Annotated in this window: 16 protein-coding genes; 6 read left to right on the top strand and 10 right to left on the bottom strand. The window is 70.4% G+C overall.

Annotation, left to right across the window (positions count from 1 at the left end; translation table 11 throughout):
- Nucleotides 1-31: 31 nt before the first annotated feature.
- The 8 genes from dxs to ACOYW6_RS11570 form a co-directional block, all read right to left on the bottom strand.
- Nucleotides 32-1,954 carry a 1-deoxy-D-xylulose-5-phosphate synthase gene (dxs, locus tag ACOYW6_RS11605; protein ID WP_423141472.1) on the bottom strand — a complete coding sequence of 641 codons (1,923 nt, stop codon included), beginning with the start codon at nucleotides 1,952-1,954 and terminating at the stop codon, nucleotides 32-34.
- A 53-nt stretch (nucleotides 1,955-2,007) separates the two neighbouring features.
- Complete coding sequence (locus ACOYW6_RS11600) at nucleotides 2,008-2,484, bottom strand: Fur family transcriptional regulator (RefSeq protein ID WP_423141471.1); 477 nt, start codon at nucleotides 2,482-2,484, stop codon at nucleotides 2,008-2,010.
- A 41-nt stretch (nucleotides 2,485-2,525) separates the two neighbouring features.
- On the bottom strand, nucleotides 2,526-3,191 hold the full coding sequence (gene msrA, locus ACOYW6_RS11595; protein WP_423141470.1) for a peptide-methionine (S)-S-oxide reductase MsrA: 666 nt from the start codon (nucleotides 3,189-3,191) through the stop codon (nucleotides 2,526-2,528).
- Entirely contained in the window at nucleotides 3,188-3,313 is a 126-nt protein-coding gene (locus ACOYW6_RS11590; RefSeq protein WP_423141469.1) for a hypothetical protein, read from the bottom strand. Before ACOYW6_RS11590 ends, msrA begins: the two co-directional genes overlap by 4 nt.
- 147 nt (nucleotides 3,314-3,460) lie before the next feature.
- Entirely contained in the window at nucleotides 3,461-5,050 is a 1,590-nt protein-coding gene (gene purH, locus ACOYW6_RS11585) for a bifunctional phosphoribosylaminoimidazolecarboxamide formyltransferase/IMP cyclohydrolase (protein WP_423141468.1), read from the bottom strand.
- 7 nt (nucleotides 5,051-5,057) lie between these two features.
- Entirely contained in the window at nucleotides 5,058-6,926 is a 1,869-nt protein-coding gene (locus tag ACOYW6_RS11580; protein ID WP_423141467.1) for a heparinase II/III family protein, read from the bottom strand.
- A gap of 1 nt (nucleotide 6,927) precedes the next feature.
- The gene (gene rpe, locus ACOYW6_RS11575) at nucleotides 6,928-7,587 is read right to left on the bottom strand and encodes a ribulose-phosphate 3-epimerase (protein ID WP_423141466.1); all 660 of its coding nucleotides are present in this window, start codon (nucleotides 7,585-7,587) and stop codon (nucleotides 6,928-6,930) included.
- Nucleotides 7,588-7,646: 59 nt separating this feature from the next.
- Nucleotides 7,647-8,162: a lasso peptide biosynthesis B2 protein gene (locus ACOYW6_RS11570; RefSeq protein ID WP_423141465.1), complete on the bottom strand. Its 516-nt coding sequence runs from the start codon at nucleotides 8,160-8,162 to the stop codon at nucleotides 7,647-7,649.
- A 184-nt stretch (nucleotides 8,163-8,346) separates the two neighbouring features.
- Between ACOYW6_RS11570 and ACOYW6_RS11565 the strand changes: the two genes are divergently transcribed.
- Genes ACOYW6_RS11565 through ACOYW6_RS11545 form a run of 5 tightly spaced genes read left to right on the top strand, consistent with a single transcriptional unit; the run spans nucleotide 8,347 to nucleotide 12,947 of the window.
- Nucleotides 8,347-8,712 (top strand): tail fiber domain-containing protein, encoded by a 366-nt coding sequence (locus ACOYW6_RS11565; RefSeq protein WP_423141464.1) that lies wholly within the window; start codon nucleotides 8,347-8,349, stop codon nucleotides 8,710-8,712.
- 37 nt (nucleotides 8,713-8,749) lie between these two features.
- Nucleotides 8,750-9,877: a methyltransferase domain-containing protein gene (locus ACOYW6_RS11560; protein WP_423141463.1), complete on the top strand. Its 1,128-nt coding sequence runs from the start codon at nucleotides 8,750-8,752 to the stop codon at nucleotides 9,875-9,877.
- Between the two features lie 30 nt (nucleotides 9,878-9,907).
- On the top strand, nucleotides 9,908-10,783 hold the full coding sequence (locus ACOYW6_RS11555; protein WP_423141462.1) for a hypothetical protein: 876 nt from the start codon (nucleotides 9,908-9,910) through the stop codon (nucleotides 10,781-10,783).
- Complete coding sequence (locus ACOYW6_RS11550) at nucleotides 10,780-11,064, top strand: PqqD family protein (protein ID WP_423141461.1); 285 nt, start codon at nucleotides 10,780-10,782, stop codon at nucleotides 11,062-11,064. Before ACOYW6_RS11555 ends, ACOYW6_RS11550 begins: the two co-directional genes overlap by 4 nt.
- Nucleotides 11,061-12,947, top strand: coding sequence for an asparagine synthetase B family protein (locus ACOYW6_RS11545; RefSeq protein ID WP_423141460.1), 1,887 nt, complete (start codon nucleotides 11,061-11,063; stop codon nucleotides 12,945-12,947). Before ACOYW6_RS11550 ends, ACOYW6_RS11545 begins: the two co-directional genes overlap by 4 nt.
- Here the strand turns inward: ACOYW6_RS11545 and ACOYW6_RS11540 are convergent.
- Nucleotides 12,944-13,771 carry a hypothetical protein gene (locus ACOYW6_RS11540; RefSeq protein ID WP_423141459.1) on the bottom strand — a complete coding sequence of 276 codons (828 nt, stop codon included), beginning with the start codon at nucleotides 13,769-13,771 and terminating at the stop codon, nucleotides 12,944-12,946. The genes ACOYW6_RS11545 and ACOYW6_RS11540 overlap by 4 nt on opposite strands.
- The gene (locus tag ACOYW6_RS11535; RefSeq protein ID WP_423141458.1) at nucleotides 13,756-14,925 is read right to left on the bottom strand and encodes a nucleotidyltransferase family protein; all 1,170 of its coding nucleotides are present in this window, start codon (nucleotides 14,923-14,925) and stop codon (nucleotides 13,756-13,758) included. The genes ACOYW6_RS11540 and ACOYW6_RS11535 overlap by 16 nt, the downstream gene beginning before the upstream one ends.
- Before the next feature lie 64 nt (nucleotides 14,926-14,989).
- Here ACOYW6_RS11535 and ACOYW6_RS11530 point away from each other — a divergent pair, with 64 nt between their 5' ends.
- On the top strand, nucleotides 14,990-16,693 hold the full coding sequence (locus tag ACOYW6_RS11530) for an ATP-binding cassette domain-containing protein (protein ID WP_423143122.1): 1,704 nt from the start codon (nucleotides 14,990-14,992) through the stop codon (nucleotides 16,691-16,693).
- The last annotated feature ends 29 nt before the right edge of the window (nucleotides 16,694-16,722 follow it).

Raw genomic sequence — 16,722 nt, 5'->3', positions numbered from 1 at the left:
TGTTAAAGCGAACCGGGAAAGAAAGCGGGCATCAGGCCCGCGCTTCGCTGACCCCGGCGCTGTTGTGGCGCAGCGCCTTCAGCACCGTCTCGACGATCTTCGGGGCGTTGAGGCCGGCTTCGTCGTACTGCTTGTCGGGCGCGTCGTGGTCCTGGAACAGGTCGGGCAGGCGCATCGTGCGGATCTTGAGGCCGGCGTCGATCAGGCCCTCGTCGCTGGCGAGCGTGAGGACATGCGCGCCGAGGCCGCCGATGGCGGCTTCCTCGACCGTGACGATCACTTCGTGGGTGGCCATCAGGCGGCGGATCAGCTCGCTGTCGAGCGGCTTGGCAAAGCGCAGGTCGGCGACCGTGGTGGACAGCCCCTTGGCCTCCAGCTGGTCGGCGGCCTTGAGCGCTTCGGCCAGGCGCGTGCCGAGGCTTAGCAGCGCGATCTTGCTGCCTTCCTTCACCACCCGGCCCTTGCCGATCTCGAGCTGCTGCGGCGTTTCCGGCAGGGCCACGCCGGTGCCGTTGCCGCGCGGATAGCGGAACGCGATCGGGCCATCATCGTGCAGCGCGGCGGTGTAGGTCATGTGGACCAGTTCGGCCTCGTCGGCGGCGGCCATGACGACCATGTTGGGCAGTGACGCAAGGTACGTGACGTCGAAGCTGCCGGCATGGGTGGCGCCATCGGCGCCGACCAGCCCGGCGCGATCGATCGCGAAGCGGACCGGCAGGTTCTGGATCGCCACGTCGTGGACGACCTGGTCGTAAGCGCGCTGCAGAAAGGTCGAGTAGATGGCGCAGAACGGGCGCATCCCCTGCGCCGCGAGGCCCGCCGCGAAGGTCACCGCGTGCTGTTCGGCAATGCCGACGTCGAAGGTGCGGTCGGGGTGCGCAGCCGCGAACTTGTCCACCCCGGTGCCGCTGGGCATCGCCGCGGTGATCGCGCAGATCGTCGGATCGCTGTCGGCAAGCCGGGCCAGCGTCTCGCCGAAAACGTTCTGATAGGCGGGCGCGCCGGGCGCGCTCTTGACCTGCTGGCCGGTGACGACGTCGAACTTCTGCACGCCGTGGTACTTGTCGGCGCTGGCTTCGGCCGGGGCGTAGCCCTTGCCCTTCTGCGTGACGACGTGGACCAGGATCGGCCCGTGTTCGGCATCGCGGACGTTTTCCAGCACCTTGACCAGGGCATCGACATCGTGCCCGTCGACCGGCCCGACGTAATAGAAACCCAGTTCCTCGAACAGGGTGCCGCCCATCGCCATGCCGCGGGCGAATTCCTCGGCCTTTTCGGCGACGCCCTGCGCGCGGCGCGACAGCTTGCCGAGTGCGCGCTTGGCGAAGTGGCGAAAACCCAGGTACTGCGGCGAGGACGCCAGCCGCGACAGGTAGTGCGACAACCCGCCGACCGGCGGCGCGATCGACATGTCGTTGTCGTTGAGGATCACGACCAGGCGGTTGCCGGCCTGTTCGGCGTTGTTCATCGCCTCGTAGGCCATGCCCGCGCTCATCGCGCCGTCGCCGATTACCGCGATACCCTTGCCCGGCGTGCCGGCGATCTTGTTGGCCACGGCAAATCCCAGCGCGGCCGATATCGAAGTGCTGGAATGGGCCGCGCCGAAGGGATCGTATTCGCTCTCGCTGCGCTTGGTGAAGCCGCTGAGGCCGCCGCCCTGGCGCAGGGTGCGGATGCGGTCGCGCCGCCCGGTCAGGATCTTGTGCGGATAGGCCTGGTGGCCGACGTCCCACACCAGCCGGTCGCGCGGGGTGTCGAACACGTAGTGGATCGCCACGGTCAGCTCGACCACGCCGAGCCCGGAGCCGAGGTGGCCGCCGGTCTGGCCGACGGCGGCGATCATCTCGCTGCGCAGCTCGTCCGAAAGCTGGCGCAGCTGCGAGGGTTCGAGCCGCCTGAGATCGGCCGGGACGGTGACGGTGTCGAGAAGCGGAGTGGCCGGGTTGGCGGTCATGTCGCGGTGCTTACACCGCTGTCTATTTGGTGTCGAATGAAACGAAAAGGCCGTCAGCCTTCCTGCTCGCCCTGGCCGCAGTCCTCGCACTGGCCGCGCAGCTCCACCACCGGGCGGATATCGGCGAAGCCGGCGCCGTGGGCGGCATCGACCAGCGCGCCGGTGAGCCGGTCATCGTCGATGTGGATGGCCTTGCCGCAAGCATCGCAGATCAGGAAGATGCAGTCGTGCCGGCAGCCCGGGTGCGGGTTGGCCAGGTAGGCATTGGCACTCTCGACCCGGCGCGCGAGGTTCGATTTCACGAACAGGTCGAGGATGCGGTAGACGCTGTTGGCGGCCACCCGCTTGCCGCGCGCGGCCGAAACCTCGTCAGCGATGTCGTAAGCGGAGGCGGGGCGATCGTGGTGGGCCAGCGCCTCGAACACGCCCGCGCGCATCTCGGTCCACTGTTCGCCCGCGGCGACGAGCGAGCCCTTGGCGGCGGCGACGAGCGCGTCGCCCGTCAGGTCGTGATGGTTGGGGCCTGGCATGGTCAGACCATATAGGCGCAACCCGCCGCGGTTAGAAGGGCTCAGCCGCGCCGGAAGCCGGGCTGGTACAGGCCGGGGAAGTAGCGTTTCAGCGCGCTGACCTTGGGGGCGTCCCAGCGCACGATGTAGGGGTGGGTGGGGTTCTTGGCGGCGAAGTCCTGGTGATAGCCCTCTGCCGGGTAGAAACCGCCGCCTTCGATGCGGGTCACGATCGGCGCGCGCCAGGTGTTCGCGCGCTTCAGCTGCGCGACATAGGCACTCGCCACGGCGCGCTGTTCGGCGCCCAGCGGGAACAGGGCGTTGCGGTACTGGCTGCCGGTGTCGGGGCCCTGCCGGTTGAGCTGGGTGGGATCGGTGACGACCGAGAAGAACACCTGCAGCAACTGGTCATAGCGCACGACGCGCGGATCGTAAGTGACGCGCACGGCCTCGGCCTTGCCGGTGTTGCCTTCGCTGACCTGGTCGTAGCTGGCAGCGCCGCTGCCGCCGGCAAAGCCCGACACCGCGCTGGTCACCCCCTTCACGTGGCTGAACACCGCCTCGACGCCCCAGAAGCAGCCGCCGGCGAAAACCGCGGTCTTCAGCCCCGGCGCTTCATGCGCGGCGCGGGCGGCGGGCGGCGCGAGCAGCACCGTTTCGCCCGCTGCCAGGCTGGGCTGGCACGCGGCGGTCAGCGCCGCGGCGAATAGCACCGCGCGCAGCTTCACTTGTGCGCGGCCGCGACCGTGGGGGCGTGCGCCTGCGCGGTGAAATTGCCCGCCAGCAGAGCCGCGCCGAGCGCGAAGCCAATCCCGAAGGCCTTCAGGGCGTCGTTGCGAAAAAGTCCCATGGGGACACCTCTCTTCTCGATTCGTTGGTCGCTTGTCCTGAACCCAGGTTCGTTGCGAACCGCTGAATGGATGCACCGGGGCGCGTTCAGCCTTGCGCGACGGGCGCAAGGTCCGGCGCCGCGAAGGCCGCGAGTTGACGGCCCGGCTCAATGCCGGAAGTGGCGCATCCCGGTGAACACCATCGCAAGGCCAGCCTCATCGGCGGCCCGGATCACCTCGTCGTCGCGGATCGAGCCGCCGGGCTGGATCACCGCGGTGGCGCCGGCTTCGGCTGCCGCCAGCAGGCCATCGGCGAAGGGGAAGAAGGCGTCGGAGGCGACCGCGCTGCCGAGCGTGCGCGGCTCGCTCCAGCCGTGCTTTTCGGCGGCTTCGGCGGCCTTCATCGCGGCGATCCGGCTGGAATCGCGGCGGTTCATCTGGCCCGCGCCGATGCCGGCGGTGACGCCGTCCCTGGCATAGACGATCGCGTTCGACTTGACGTGGCGCGCCACCGTCCAGGCGAAGAGGCAGTCGTTGAGTTCGCGTTCGCTTGGCGCCCGCTGGGTCACGACCTTGAGATCGTCGCGCGTGATCGCGCCGCTGTCGCGGTCCTGGACCAGGATGCCGCCGGCGATTATCGCCATCGTCTGGCCGGGGCGGCGCGGATCGGGCAGGTCGCCCGTGATCAGCAGGCGCAGGTTCTTCTTCCTGGCAAACGCGGCGCGCGCCGCCTCGTCGGCGCCGGGGGCGACCACGACTTCGGTAAAGATCGCGCAGATCGCCTCTGCCGTCGGCCCGTCGAGCGGGACGTTGGCGGCAACGATGCCGCCGAACGCGGAGACATCATCGCAGGCGAGCGCGCCCTGCCACGCGGCGAGCAGCGTGTCCGCCTGCGCCACGCCGCAGGGGTTGGCGTGCTTCACGATCACGATCGCGGGCGCGCCGCCGGCAAATTCGGCCACCAGCTCCAGCGCGGCGGCGGCATCGTTGTAGTTGTTGTAGGACAGCTCCTTGCCCTGGACTTGGCTTGCCTGCGGCAGCCCGTTGGCGTGCGGCCCGCGCGGCAGATAAAGCGCGGCGTCCTGGTGCGGGTTCTCGCCATAGCGCAGGGGGCTTGCCAGCACGCGCGTCATGCTGACCATCGGGGGAAACTTCTCGCCCTGGTCGGCAAAGGCGAACCACTGGCCGATCATCGCGTCGTAGGCGGCGGTGGCGGCAAAGGCGCGCGCCGCCATGCGCTTGCGGAAATCGCCGGTGGTCGCGCCGCGGGTGTTCTCCAGTTCCGCCAGCAGCGCCGGATAGTCGGCCGGGTCGGTGACGATGGTGACGTAGGCGTGGTTCTTGGCGGCCGAGCGGACCATGCTGGGGCCGCCGATGTCGATGTTCTCGATCACCTCGTCGCGGTCCGCGCCGCGTCCCACGGTCGCCTCGAACGGGTAGAGGTTGACGATGACGAGGTCGATCGCGCCAATGCCGTGCTCGTCCATCGCCGCCGCGTGCGCCGGATCGTCGCGCACGGCCAGAAGCCCGCCGTGAACCATCGGGTGCAGGGTCTTGACCCGGCCGTCCATCATCTCGGGAAAGCCGGTCAGGTCGGATACGTCGCGCACGTCGAGCCCGGCATCGCGCAGCGCCTTCGCGGTGCCGCCGGTAGAGACAAGTTCCACCCCGCGCGCGGCCAGCGCCTTGCCCAGGTCCACGAGGCCGGCCTTGTCGGACACCGAAAGCAGCGCCCGGCGGATCGTTACGTCCTTCACGTCGATGTCATCCCATTTTCTTGAACAGCCAGGCAAACGTGGCGCCGCCGCGCGACACCAGGCCCTGGACCACGATCTGGCGAATCGCCTGTGGGCGGCCGTGCCTGTCGGCCCAGAGGCTGTCCTCCACCGTCACGTCGCCGGCGTTGGTACGGAACTGCCAGTACGAGCCGTCGGGCATGGCGATGCCGGCGCCCTGCCCGTCCTCGGCGGCGCGGGCATCGACACCGGGACCCAGATGGAAGCGGATCGCGAAGGCGACCTTGCCGCGCTTGCCGCGGCCCGAGGGGACCAGCACGTCCTCGCCGCGCAACTCGCCGCCGTCGTCGCGCAGGATCAGGACGCGGCGGTGGACCAGGCCGTAACGCGCGGCATAGCCGTTGTGCGAGGCTTCCAGCCGGGTGGCGCCGCTGCCGGCCCCGCGCTTGCCCTCGACCAGCCGCCGGTCGACCTCGACCTCGGACACGCCGCTGCCCAGCTTGCCGCCGATCAGCACCGCGGTGGAGTTGGCATCGTCAAGCACCAGCGCCGAATGCGCGGCGCTGGCGCGCAGGCCCTGCTCAAGCCGCACCGGCATCGCCCCGCCGGCGGCCGCGGCGCCGCCGCAATTGACCACCAGCCGCTGCGCTCCGATCGACAGTTCGAACGCCAGGGTGGAGGCGCAGCCGGTGCGTGCGTGGCGTGCCAGCGGCGGCGGCGCGGCATCGAACTGCAGCACCGCCCCGCGCTCACCCTTGCCGGCGGCGATGCGCTGATAGCCCCACTGGCGCACGTCGCGCAGCGGGCGGGTGCGCACGCCGGAAGCCTCGACCAGCGCGGCCAGTTCGTCGGCGGAGATCGCCCATGCGCCCTGCCACGATCCCAGCGATCCGTCCGCGTGCGTCAGCGCCAGCAGCGGCGGCACCAGCAGCGCCAGGATCGCGTCGAGGGCAGCCGGCGGCTCGCGCCGCAGAGCGGCGTAACAGGCGCGCAGCTTGACCAGCAGCGCGATCGCCTCGACCTGGCCAAGCGGGCTGCGCGACAGCACCCCGCCATCATCGCCCACCAGCTCGCCCAGTGCCTTGATCAGTCCGGCTTCGCCGTAAAGCCGGCGCGGCTTGCCATCGGGCAGCAGCAGTCCGGCGGCAACGATGCCGCACCAGCCGGCGACTTCAGCCAGCGTGTCCTCGCCCCGGCCGACATTGCGATCCAGCCAGCGCGCCGTCTCGGCCATCGTGCGCAGGACGCGGGCGCGGACCATCTTGTCGCCCGACAGGATCAGCGGCGCGTGCACCAGCCAGTTGAGCAGCCGCGTGCCGGCGTTGCTCACGGCCCAGGCCGGCCCCCCGGAACGCTTGGCGCCCGGCCGGCGCGGCGCTTCGCGATTGGCGGCCAGCCACGGCAGCAGGATCGCTTCGGCGACCGGCGCCGCGGCATCGCGCGCGGCCGCCGCCTCGAGGTCGGCCAGCCACGAAAAGGTGTGCACCACCCGCTCGGCCGGCGGGGTAAGCCGCTGCGGTCCGGCGGCGTCGACGTTGGTCACCGGCACGCGCGCGCCCAGGACCAGGAAATGCCCGGCGCGCAGCGCCATCCCGGCGGCGCGGCTGCCCGGCAGCGGATTGCGGACGGTGGCGAGAAGGCGCAGCCTGGCCGGCTTCTTCAGCGGTGCCAGCGCCTGGCCCGGCAGGCCGATGCGGTAAGCGAAGCGGATCAGCCGTTCGCCGGCCGACAGCGACGGCGGCGCGAAATCGGCCAGCGCCAGCGCGCGGCCGGGCTCGATCAGTTCGCTGGCGGGCGAACGCGCGGCCAGCGCCTCGTCGCCATCCGGCAGCGGGATGGCCAGCGCCTCGTCACCGCCCTCGGCGGCCGCGCGCAGTGCCGATCCCGCGTCGGCCACGTCAGCCCAGCCCCTTCAGCGCGGCGATGTTGGCGGCATAGCGTTCGGGCCCGCCCTTGAACGTGGCGGTTCCCGCGACCAGCGCGTCGGCGCCCGCCTCCACGCACCGGCGGGCGGTTTCGGCATCGATGCCGCCGTCGACTTCGAGCCGGATGTCGCGTCCCGCCTTGTCGATCATCGTGCGCACCGCGGCGATCTTGCGCAGCTGGCTGGCGATGAAATGCTGGCCGCCGAAGCCGGGGTTGACGCTCATCACCAGGACCAGGTCGATCTCGTCGATCAGGTAGTCGAGCGCCTTGGCCGGGGTAGCGGGATTGAGCGCGATGCCGGCCTGCTTGCCCAGCGCCTTGATCGCCTGCACCGTGCGGTGGACGTGGGGTCCGGCCTCTGGATGGACGGTCAGGTGATCGGCGCCGGCTTCGGCAAAGGCTTCGAGGTAGGGGTCGATCGGCGCGATCATCAGGTGAACGTCAAGCGGCTTGCGCGTGTGCGGGCGCAGCGCTTTCACCACCGCCGGACCGATCGTGAGGTTGGGGACGAAGTGGCCGTCCATCACGTCTACGTGGATCCAGTCTGCTCCGGCGGCGTCGATCGCGCGCACCTCCTCGCCCAGGCGAGCGAAGTCGGCGGACAGGATCGAGGGCGCGATCAGCGGGGCCATGGCCAGCGCTTACCACTCAAGATGATGGGGGCAAGGCCGCGCCGGGGCGTTTTCCCACGCTATATGTCGCGTCGTGGCGGGCTTGCGCTAGCTTCGGCGGCAGCTTCGGGGGCAGCTTCGGAGGCGGTGGCTTCGGCGCGGGCGGGAAAGCGGGCATAGCTGCCCGCCTCGGCATTGTCCCAGCCGGTCACTTCGCGCGTGCCGACCAGCAACCAGGCGTGTGCGTCGAAGCCGTGGCCCGCGCGGGCGCGCCCGCCGACCACGATCCGCGACGAGATGCCCGCTCGCTGCAGCCAGTCCTGCGCCGCGAGCGCCTGGATCAGGCAGTCCGACGGCCAGCCCAGGTAGTGTGCCACGCGCGGCACCATCGTGCGCACCCGTTCGACCAGCGCGCGCTGGTCGTCGCCGAGCGCGGCGGCCCTGGCGCCCGGGCTGGGCCGATCAAGACCGCTGGCGGCGAAACCGTGCGCGGCGTGCCGCCGGCGCGCGCCGAGCAGCGCCCGCAGCGCCCGCGCCGCGTCGATCCAGCCCCGGGGACCGATTCGCAGCAGGCCTGTGAGCGTGGGCAGGGGCAACTATTACGCTTTCACTGCGTTGCGAAAGACAGGCCATTACACCCAAGCGTTTGGCTGGCTTACGCGCTTGCTTCCAGTTTGTTTCACGGTTATTGTGCAGTGCGACAGGATGGGTCAAGCAGGCGCCTGTCATTACGCGCAATCTGTCTTGCCGGAAGCGGCAAGGGGTAGACAGGAGAAGACCATGTCCAAGACCGAACAAGCGGGCTCGACCGCCAAGAAAGAATACAAGGCCCCTGAGCTCAAGCTGTTCGGTTCGATCCGCGACCTGACCGGTTCCGGTTCAGCTTCGGGTGGTGATTCATCGGCAATGCAGACATCGTCGGATCCGGCGCTGAAGGACAACATCGTCCAGGTCGGCACCCACCCCGCCGGTTACGGTCTCTACCTGTTCGACTACAAGCCCGAGTTCGCAAAGCGTTGCGGCGAAGGTCGCCGCTTTGGCGTGATGGCCGACGAGGTCGAGTCGATCGTTCCCGAGGCTGTCAGCCGCGACGCCTTCGGCTATCGTCAGGTCGATTATGCCAAGCTGGGTCTGACCATCCACTGATCGGCGCCTTGCTCTTTCTGCGCGGGCGCATCTCGGCATGAGCCCGGTTCTTGAAGAGCATCTCGATTACCTGTCCGACTCCGTTCGGACGGACCTTTATCGCCGGGCCGTCGCGACAGCGATTCGGCCCGGCGATTGCGTTGTCGACGTGGGCTGCGGCTTCGGTCCGCTCGGGCTCATGTGCCTCGAGGCGGGCGCGGCGCACGTTTACGGCATCGACCATTCGGCCGCGATCGAGTTCGCGCGCGAAACCATGCGGCGAGCGGGCCTTGCCGATCGCTATACCTGCATCGACGCCTCCTCGTTCGCCGCGCAGCTGCCCGAACGCGTCGATGTCGTGATCTGCGACCACGTCGGGTACCTCGGCTTCGACTATGGCCTGCTGGCCCTGATGGCGGACGCGGTGCGGCGCTTTCTGAAGCCCGGCGGGCGGGTCATCCCGATGGAACTGACGCTGGGCATCGCCGGCGTCGCATCGGCCGAAACGGCCAGCGCTGCCGCGGCCTGGACCGCGCCGACGATGCCGTCGGCGCTTGCCTGGATCGACGCGCCGCATCGCAACGCCAAAAAGGCGCGGGTCCTCCCCGCAAGCGCGTTCGGCACCGCGCCCGCGACGCTCGGCACCTTCGACCTGGCACGCCCCACCGCGCCCGATCACCTGCGCTTCACCGCCGAGGTCGAGGCGCAGCGCGATGCCGATCTTGACGGACTGGGTGGCTGGTTCTCGTCGCACCTGGCGCCTGGCGTGGTGATGACCAATTCGCCTTTCGCGGCAGACCGCATCGGCCGGCCCAACGCCTACCTGCCTTTGACGGCGCCGCTGGCAGTGCGCGCCGGGGACCGGATCAGGATCGACCTTTCGGCACGCCCGCGCGACGAGGTCATCACCTGGAGCGCCCAAAACCTGCGCACCGGCGAACGGCGCCGGCAATCGACCTTCAACGCAGCCCCGCTGAGCGCCAACGACCTGGTTCCGATCGAACAGCGACGACCGCGCCTGCGCGATGAATCGCGGGCGGCCGCGATCGTGATGGGCTACGTCGACGGCGCGCGGACCCGGGGCGACATCGTCGCCGCCGTCGCCGCCGAACATCCGGACGTCGTCCCCGCCGGTGGCTCGGTTGCAGAGCTGGTCGCGCGGGTGCTGCGCCGGCACGCCCAATGACAGGCGACCATTCGTGACGGGCGACTATTCGTGACGGGCAACGACGGCACGGCGTGGCGCCTGGAATCGCTGCCCGCCGCCGAGCAGCAGGATTTCGCGGACGCCCCCTATGACACCTGGCAGTCGCTCGACGGCGACCCGGTCGCCGAGTTTCGGCGGCGCCCGAGCGGCTACCTGGTGCGCTTCCTCGGCATGGCCGACTTCGCCATCGACATGGACACGGGCCGCGCCGTCGCGACGCCGGTGCCCGAGTACGAGACCGCGATGGTCGAGGACCTCTATTTCAACCAGGTCCTGCCGCTGCTGATGGGCCATGCCGGCCGGCCGGTAATCCATGCCAGCGCCGCTGCGGTCGGCGCGCGCGCGGTGGCTTTCATGGGTCCGACCGGGCGCGGCAAGTCGACGCTGGCAGCCGCCTTCGCGCGCGAAGGCCATCCCTTTCTCACCGACGACGGGCTGATCCTTGCCCGCGACGGCGCGCAGCGCTTCATTGTCACGCCGCGCCGCCCGCTGCTGCGGCTTCGCCCCGACAGCGAGGCGGCGCTGCGCGGGGACGGGGCCGGCGATGCGGAGGGCGCCAAGCAGCGCGTTGCCGCCGGCACCGCGCTGCCGTTCGGCACCATGCCGCTCCCGCTCGCCGCGCTCTATTGGCTGGCCGATCCGGCGCAGCCCGCAACGCCTCGTTTTCGCCGCCTTGGCCAGCCGGAAGCGCTCGCGCAGCTGCTCCAGCACGGCTTCGTGCTCGACGTGGACGATCGCGCCAGCGTGCGCCGCAGCTTCGTCCACAGCGCCGATGTCGCCGAGCGGATCCCCTGCTTTGCACTCGACTACCGGCGTGCCTATGACGCCTTGCCGAACGTCGTCTCGGCCATCGTCTCGCATGCTCGCAAGGAAGGCCTCGCATGACCCTGGAAGATCGCCTCGATCCCTCGCCCGATGTCGTCACACGCGAGCTTGAGACGGAAACGGTGCTGCTCGACATGGCCAGCGGCAGCTATTTCGGCCTCGACGAGATCGGCGGGGAAGTCTGGCAAGCGGTCGAGGAGGGCCAGACGCTGGGCCAGGCCTGCGACCGGCTCGCGGCCCGTTACGACGTCGAGCGCGCGCGGCTCGAGGCCGACGTGCTGGCCCTGGCCGAGGCGATCGTCGCGAAAGGGCTAGCCACCACGGCCAACGCCCCGGCATGAGCGGTTTCTGCGCCGTCATCCGGCTGGATGGCGCGCCGCCCGAAGCTGACGCCGTGCGGACAATGGCCGCGGCGATCCCGTGGCGCGGGCCCGATGGAACCGCTTTTGCCGAAGCCGGCAGCGGCGCCTTCGCGTTCCTGCACCTCGACGCCACGCCCGACTGCGGCGGCGCGCTCCAGCCGCTGACGTCCACCGACGGACGGGTCACGATCCTGTTCGACGGCTGGCTGGCCAATCGCGAGGACCTTGTCGCCGCGCTTGGCTCCGTCCCGCAGACCGGCCCCGTGGTTACCGACGCCGAACTGGTGCTGGCCGCCGTCCGCCGCTGGGACAGCGATGCCTTCGCGCGTCTCGACGGCGATTTCGCCATCCTCGCCTGGGACCAGGCCGAACGCCGCGCGACGATGGCCCGCGACCGCACCGGCCTGCGGCCGCTTACATTCCGCCAGGACGGTGCGCGCCTGATCGTTTGCAGCGACGTGGCCGGCATCGTGGCCTTGCCCGATGTCCCGCGCCGCCCCGACATCGATACGCTGGCGGGCATGGCGTCGATGGAGTTCTTCGATGAGAGCGCGACGTTCTGGCAAGGCATCGAGCGGGTGCGCCGCTCGCACTGGCTCAGCATCGATGCCGCGGGTGCGCGCAAGGGCGAACGCTACTGGACCCCGCCGCTCGAGGTCCGGTTTCGCTACCGCGACGAACGCCAGTACGTCGAGGAATATGCCCACCTGCTGACCGAGGCGGTGCGCCTTTGCTCGCGCACGCATTCGCCGCTCGCCTGCGATGTCAGCGGCGGACAGGATTCCACCGCGCTGTTCGCGATTGCCGACCGCCTGGCGCGCAGCGGCCGCCTGCAGGCACCGGACCTCAAGGGCTACACATACGTGTTCGAGCCTGGCAATCCGGCCGACGAGATCGCCTATGCCCGCATGGCCGCCCAGCACGTCGGCCGCCCCGTACGCGAAATCGCGCCCTTCCGCCCGAACCTCGACTGGTTCGAGCAGCGCGTGCGCGACGACATGGACATGCCGCTCCACGCCAACGGCGCGATGGCGATCGCGATCGGCGAGACGATGGTCGCCGACGGCTGCCGGGTCTCTCTGAACGGCGAAGGCGCCGACGAATTCTTCGGCGGCAAGTCCTATTACATCAACGAGTTGGCGAAAGCGGGCAAGTTCGCGGCATTGGCGCGGATGCTGGCGATCGACGTGCGTGAGCGCGGCACCGCCGCGACGCTCGGCAACGTCGTTCGCTCCGGCATTGCACCGCTGGCGCCGCTGGCGCTGCGGCGGCGGCTGCGGCGACGCGCATTGCGCCGGCGTCCGTACCCGGACAGCTTCGGACCGGCGGCGCGGCGCGGCCTCGACCACGCTCGCGCGCTCGAAGCGGCGGCCTATGCCGGCGACATTCCCAACCTTGCGCGGCGCGGAATGTTCATCACGCTGCGCGATCCGTTCCTGGCGCGCATTAACGATGGCATCAACCGGCAGGCCGGGCGCATCGGCTACGAAGTGCGCTCACCCTTTCACAACCGCAAGCTGCTCGAATTCGGATTCGGGATGCCCGAGGAGATGCGCGGGCGCGGGGCTACGATCAAGTACCTCCACTCGATGGCGTGCGAGGCCTGGCTTCCCGATCCGATCGCATGGCGCAAGGACAAGCCGGACTTCTGCGACGCCTTCGACCGCAGGCTGGACCACATGGAGAGCGTGTTCGTGCGCGACCTGCCCGGCCGGCACCCCGAATTCTTCGATGCCGACGGCATGGCGCGCCAGTATGACGCGTACCGGCGGGCGGGCTATTGGGAAAAGCTTCGCTGGCCGCTCTGGGGCATGCTGATCGCCGGGGTGCTGATGGACCAGGCAGACGAAGTAGCCGCCTAATACGCGGTGTCGAGCCCGGGCACGTCCTGCAGTTCGGGAATGCCGAACAGTTCGGGCCAGTCGCCGGCGCGCAGCAGCGGCACGGTGCCGACCGGAACGAAGTGCATGAACAGCAGGTCGCAGAACTGGCGGCGGTCGCCCCCGGGCAACGGATCGCGGTAGTGCCAGGCGCTCGATCCGCCGAACAGCACCGCGTCGCCGGGAGACAGCAGGGCGGTCTGGAAGTCGAGCGCCGGGTCCCGCTTGATCGCGTCGGCCCAGTCGGCGGCGCGCGGCGCATGGGGATCAGGCCACGGCACGACCTTGCTGAAATGGATCGGCCAGACGTCCGACTGGTCGATGCAGATGTCGAGCGTCCACTTCGCCGACGGCGCATCGATGTGCGGGCGGCACACGCCCATGCGGGTATAGAAGCTGAGGAAGTTGTAGCTGATCTCGACCGGCTCGCCGACCCATTCGCCGACGCGGTCGACGAAGGTGCGCTGCAGCGCTGTCATCTCGGGGTGATCGTGGACCACGAAGCGGCCGAAGGTGGCGGCCTCGTGCATTTCGAACGCGGCTTGCGGGATGCCGCGGATCGACCGCCGCAGCGCCGCCAGCTCCTCCGCGCCGAACAGGCCCGGCAACCGCAGCGGGCGAAAGTCGGCAGGCGTGCGCAGCACATCGAAGGCGTGGACGAATTCGTCGAGGCGGCCGGGGCAGACCCGCGCCACGATGCTGCGCGCTTCGTGCCAGGCACGCAGCCAGTCGGCGTCGTACCAGCGCGCCGGCGCCGCATTGCCAGCCTGCTCAACCTGCGCGCCGTCCGTCATCGTGTCAGCCACCGCCCGATCGCAAGGAAAGGCCCGCCCAGGCAATAGACCAAGCTCCAGCGCGGGGATAGCCGCAGCGTCTCCGCATCGCGCGGGTCGCTGAGGGTGTAGAGCAGGTCCCACGCCCGCGCCCGCCGGCTGCTGATGCCGCGCCGGCGCATCACGTCGGCGAATTCGACCGGCAGGCGCGCAAGCGTCCGCCGCTCGAACGGATCCGTCGGCGTCTCCAGCGCGCGCAGGACCTGGCGGACGCTGCGGTCGTACTCTTTTGGCGCCGGGCTGATACCCAGCCCGGCGCCGGGGAACAGCGCCCCCAGCACGGCGTCGGCCAGGCGCAGCGGACCAGCCTCGAAAGCGCCGCCTGCGCAGGCCTGCGCACACGACGTCGCGCCGACGGCGCGCAGCGCCAGCGCCAGGTCGTTGAACCATTTGAGGCGGAAGACGTAGAGCGAGAACGCGTGCCAGGCGAGATAGGCGATCAGGATTGGCCCGCCCGGGGCCCGCACGGTTCCGCAGCCAAGGTCCACGTCCTCGCCATCGGCAGCGATCGCGGCGAAGTCCTGCGTCATCCAGAACGGATTGGGGCTGAGGCGGTGGTGCAATTCCAGCACCTGCCCGTTCGCCGGCCATTCGTAATTGAACACGTTGGCAAGGAAATCGAACATCGGCGCGGCCCGCGGCGACGGCAGCCGGGTCGGCCAGGTCCGCACCCAGCCTGCCGCCTCGAGCGCGCGGCCGGCAGCAGCGAAATCCCGCGGCGACACCAGCAGGTCTATATCGTTCGACGGTCGCCATTCCGGATGGTCACCGTAAAGCTGCCGGGCCAGCGCGGCTCCCTTCATCACCAGCGACGCGATCTCCGCCGCCTCCAGCGTGCGAACCGCCGCCATCGTCAGCCGCGCCTGCGCCATGCCCAGCGCCGTGTCGGCATGGACGCGCGCCGACAGCCGCTCCGCCGCCGCGGGCGGGAGCAACCCGGGCGCCGCCTTCGGCATCCTTGCGGCAACGATACCGGCAACGCTGTGAGCCGCGGCAAGCGATTCCAGCCGCGCCGGATCGAGCGCGGGGCCAAGCCGCGCCAGCGTGCTGCGCAGCGTCGGATCGTCCGCGATGCAGCAGGCGCCGAGCGCCTCGAGTTCGGGACTGACGGGGAGCGGCGCGGCCATGGCGCTGCCTAGCGCATGGGCCTTGCCGGCAAAAGCCATGTTGCAAGCGCGCCGCGGCGTGCGCATGACCGCCGCGATGGCAGGAAAAGCCCCTCCGATCGCGGCCGCCCTGCGGGTAGCCGGTACGCCGTGGCCGTGGCGCGTCGCGCTGCTTATGCTCGCCGCCGGCCTGACCGAGGGCATCGGGCTGATGCTGCTGGTGCCGATGCTGGCGCTGCTGGGCGGTGCGGGGCGCGGAACCCGGCTGGCGCAGCTTGTCGCCGAGGCGGGCGTGCCGATCGAGCTGGGCCCGCTGCTGGCCGTTTTCGTGGTGCTGGTGACGCTGCGCGCGATCCTTGGCATGGCGCGATCGGTTGCGGAAATTCGCTACGAGGCGGCCTTCGTCAACGGATTGCGCGCCCGGGCCTGGCGCGCGCTGCTGGCCTGCGACTGGCGGATCGCGGCGCGAATGCACCGCGCCCGCACGACCGCGCTGCTGATCAGCAATATCGACCGGCTGGGCGCGGCGTTGACATATGCGATGCAGGCGGCAGCGGGCGCGGCGACGCTGCTGGCGCTGGTTGCCGCGACGCTGCTGGTCGCGCCGCTGCTGGCGCTGGCGGCATTGCTGGCCGGCGCGCTCGTCCTGGCGGCCTATCGCCATGCGCGCCGCGATGCGGGGGCGCTTGGCGAGGGGGTCGGGCATGCTTACGGCGTCATCCATTCGGCGACCGCCGAAGGATTGGCCAACTTGCGCACGATCAAGAGCCTGAGCCTTGAGCGGCGCTTCGGCGCCCGCGCCGATGCCGCTTTCGCCGACCTCTCGCGCCAGATGATCGCGTTCGCCCGGCGCAGCGGCGTCGGCACCGTGATCCTGCAGGGCGGCGGTGCCGCGCTGCTGGCGCTGGGGGTGTGGCTGGCCGTTCGCGCCGGGGGCGTCGGGCTGGAGACGATCGTTCCGCTGGCGGCGCTGGCGGCGCGGGCGCTGCCGCTGATCGGGCAGGTCCAGTCGGCCTGGCAAAACTTCGTCTTCAACGCCGCCGTCACCGCGCCGACCCTGGACCTGATCGCCGAGGCGGAGGCTGGCGCCGAGGCGCCGGCGGGCGAGACCGCGCCGCCGCGGTTGACGCGCAGCCTGGCCTTGTCGGACGTGACCGTTCACTACGCGGACCAGCCGCGCGCCGCGCTGACCGGTGTTACCCTCGCGATTCCGGCGCGCGCCTGTATCGCCGTCGAAGGCCCGTCGGGCGCGGGCAAATCGACGTTGGCGGACCTTGCCGGCGGGCTGATCGCACCCGACAGCGGTCGCGTCAAAGTGGACGATACAGAGCTTCGAGGCCCGGCACGGCAGGCCTGGCGGGGACGCGTGTCCTATGTCCACCAGGACGCGATGGTGCTGTCGGGCACGCTGCGCGAGAACCTGCTGCTCGCCGAGCCGGATGCCGGCGATGCGGCGCTTGAGACGGCCCTTATGCGCGCTTCGGCCCAGTTCGCGCTGGCGTGGCCGGCCGGGCTCGAGACCGTCATCGGCGACGGCGGGCGCGGGCTGTCGGGCGGCGAGCGCCAGCGCATCGCGCTGGCCCGCGCGCTGCTGCGCGAACCCGACCTGCTGATCCTCGACGAAGCGACCAGCGCGCTCGACGCCGCCAACGAAGCCGCGGTGGGCGAAGCGGTGGCCGCCTTGAAAGGACGGCTGACGATCCTCATCATAGGACACAGGGGCGTGCTGGGCGCCCTTGCCGACCGTCGCGCGGTTTTGCAGGACGGGCGGCTCACCGGATCGGACTGATCCCTATTTTCGCCCAATTCACAGGCTAT

Source organism: Parablastomonas sp. CN1-191 (assembly GCF_049354825.1).
GTDB lineage: Bacteria > Pseudomonadota > Alphaproteobacteria > Sphingomonadales > Sphingomonadaceae > Novosphingobium.
The sequence above is the reverse complement of the archived record's forward strand: the minus strand, read 5'-3'. Positions and strand labels throughout refer to the sequence as shown.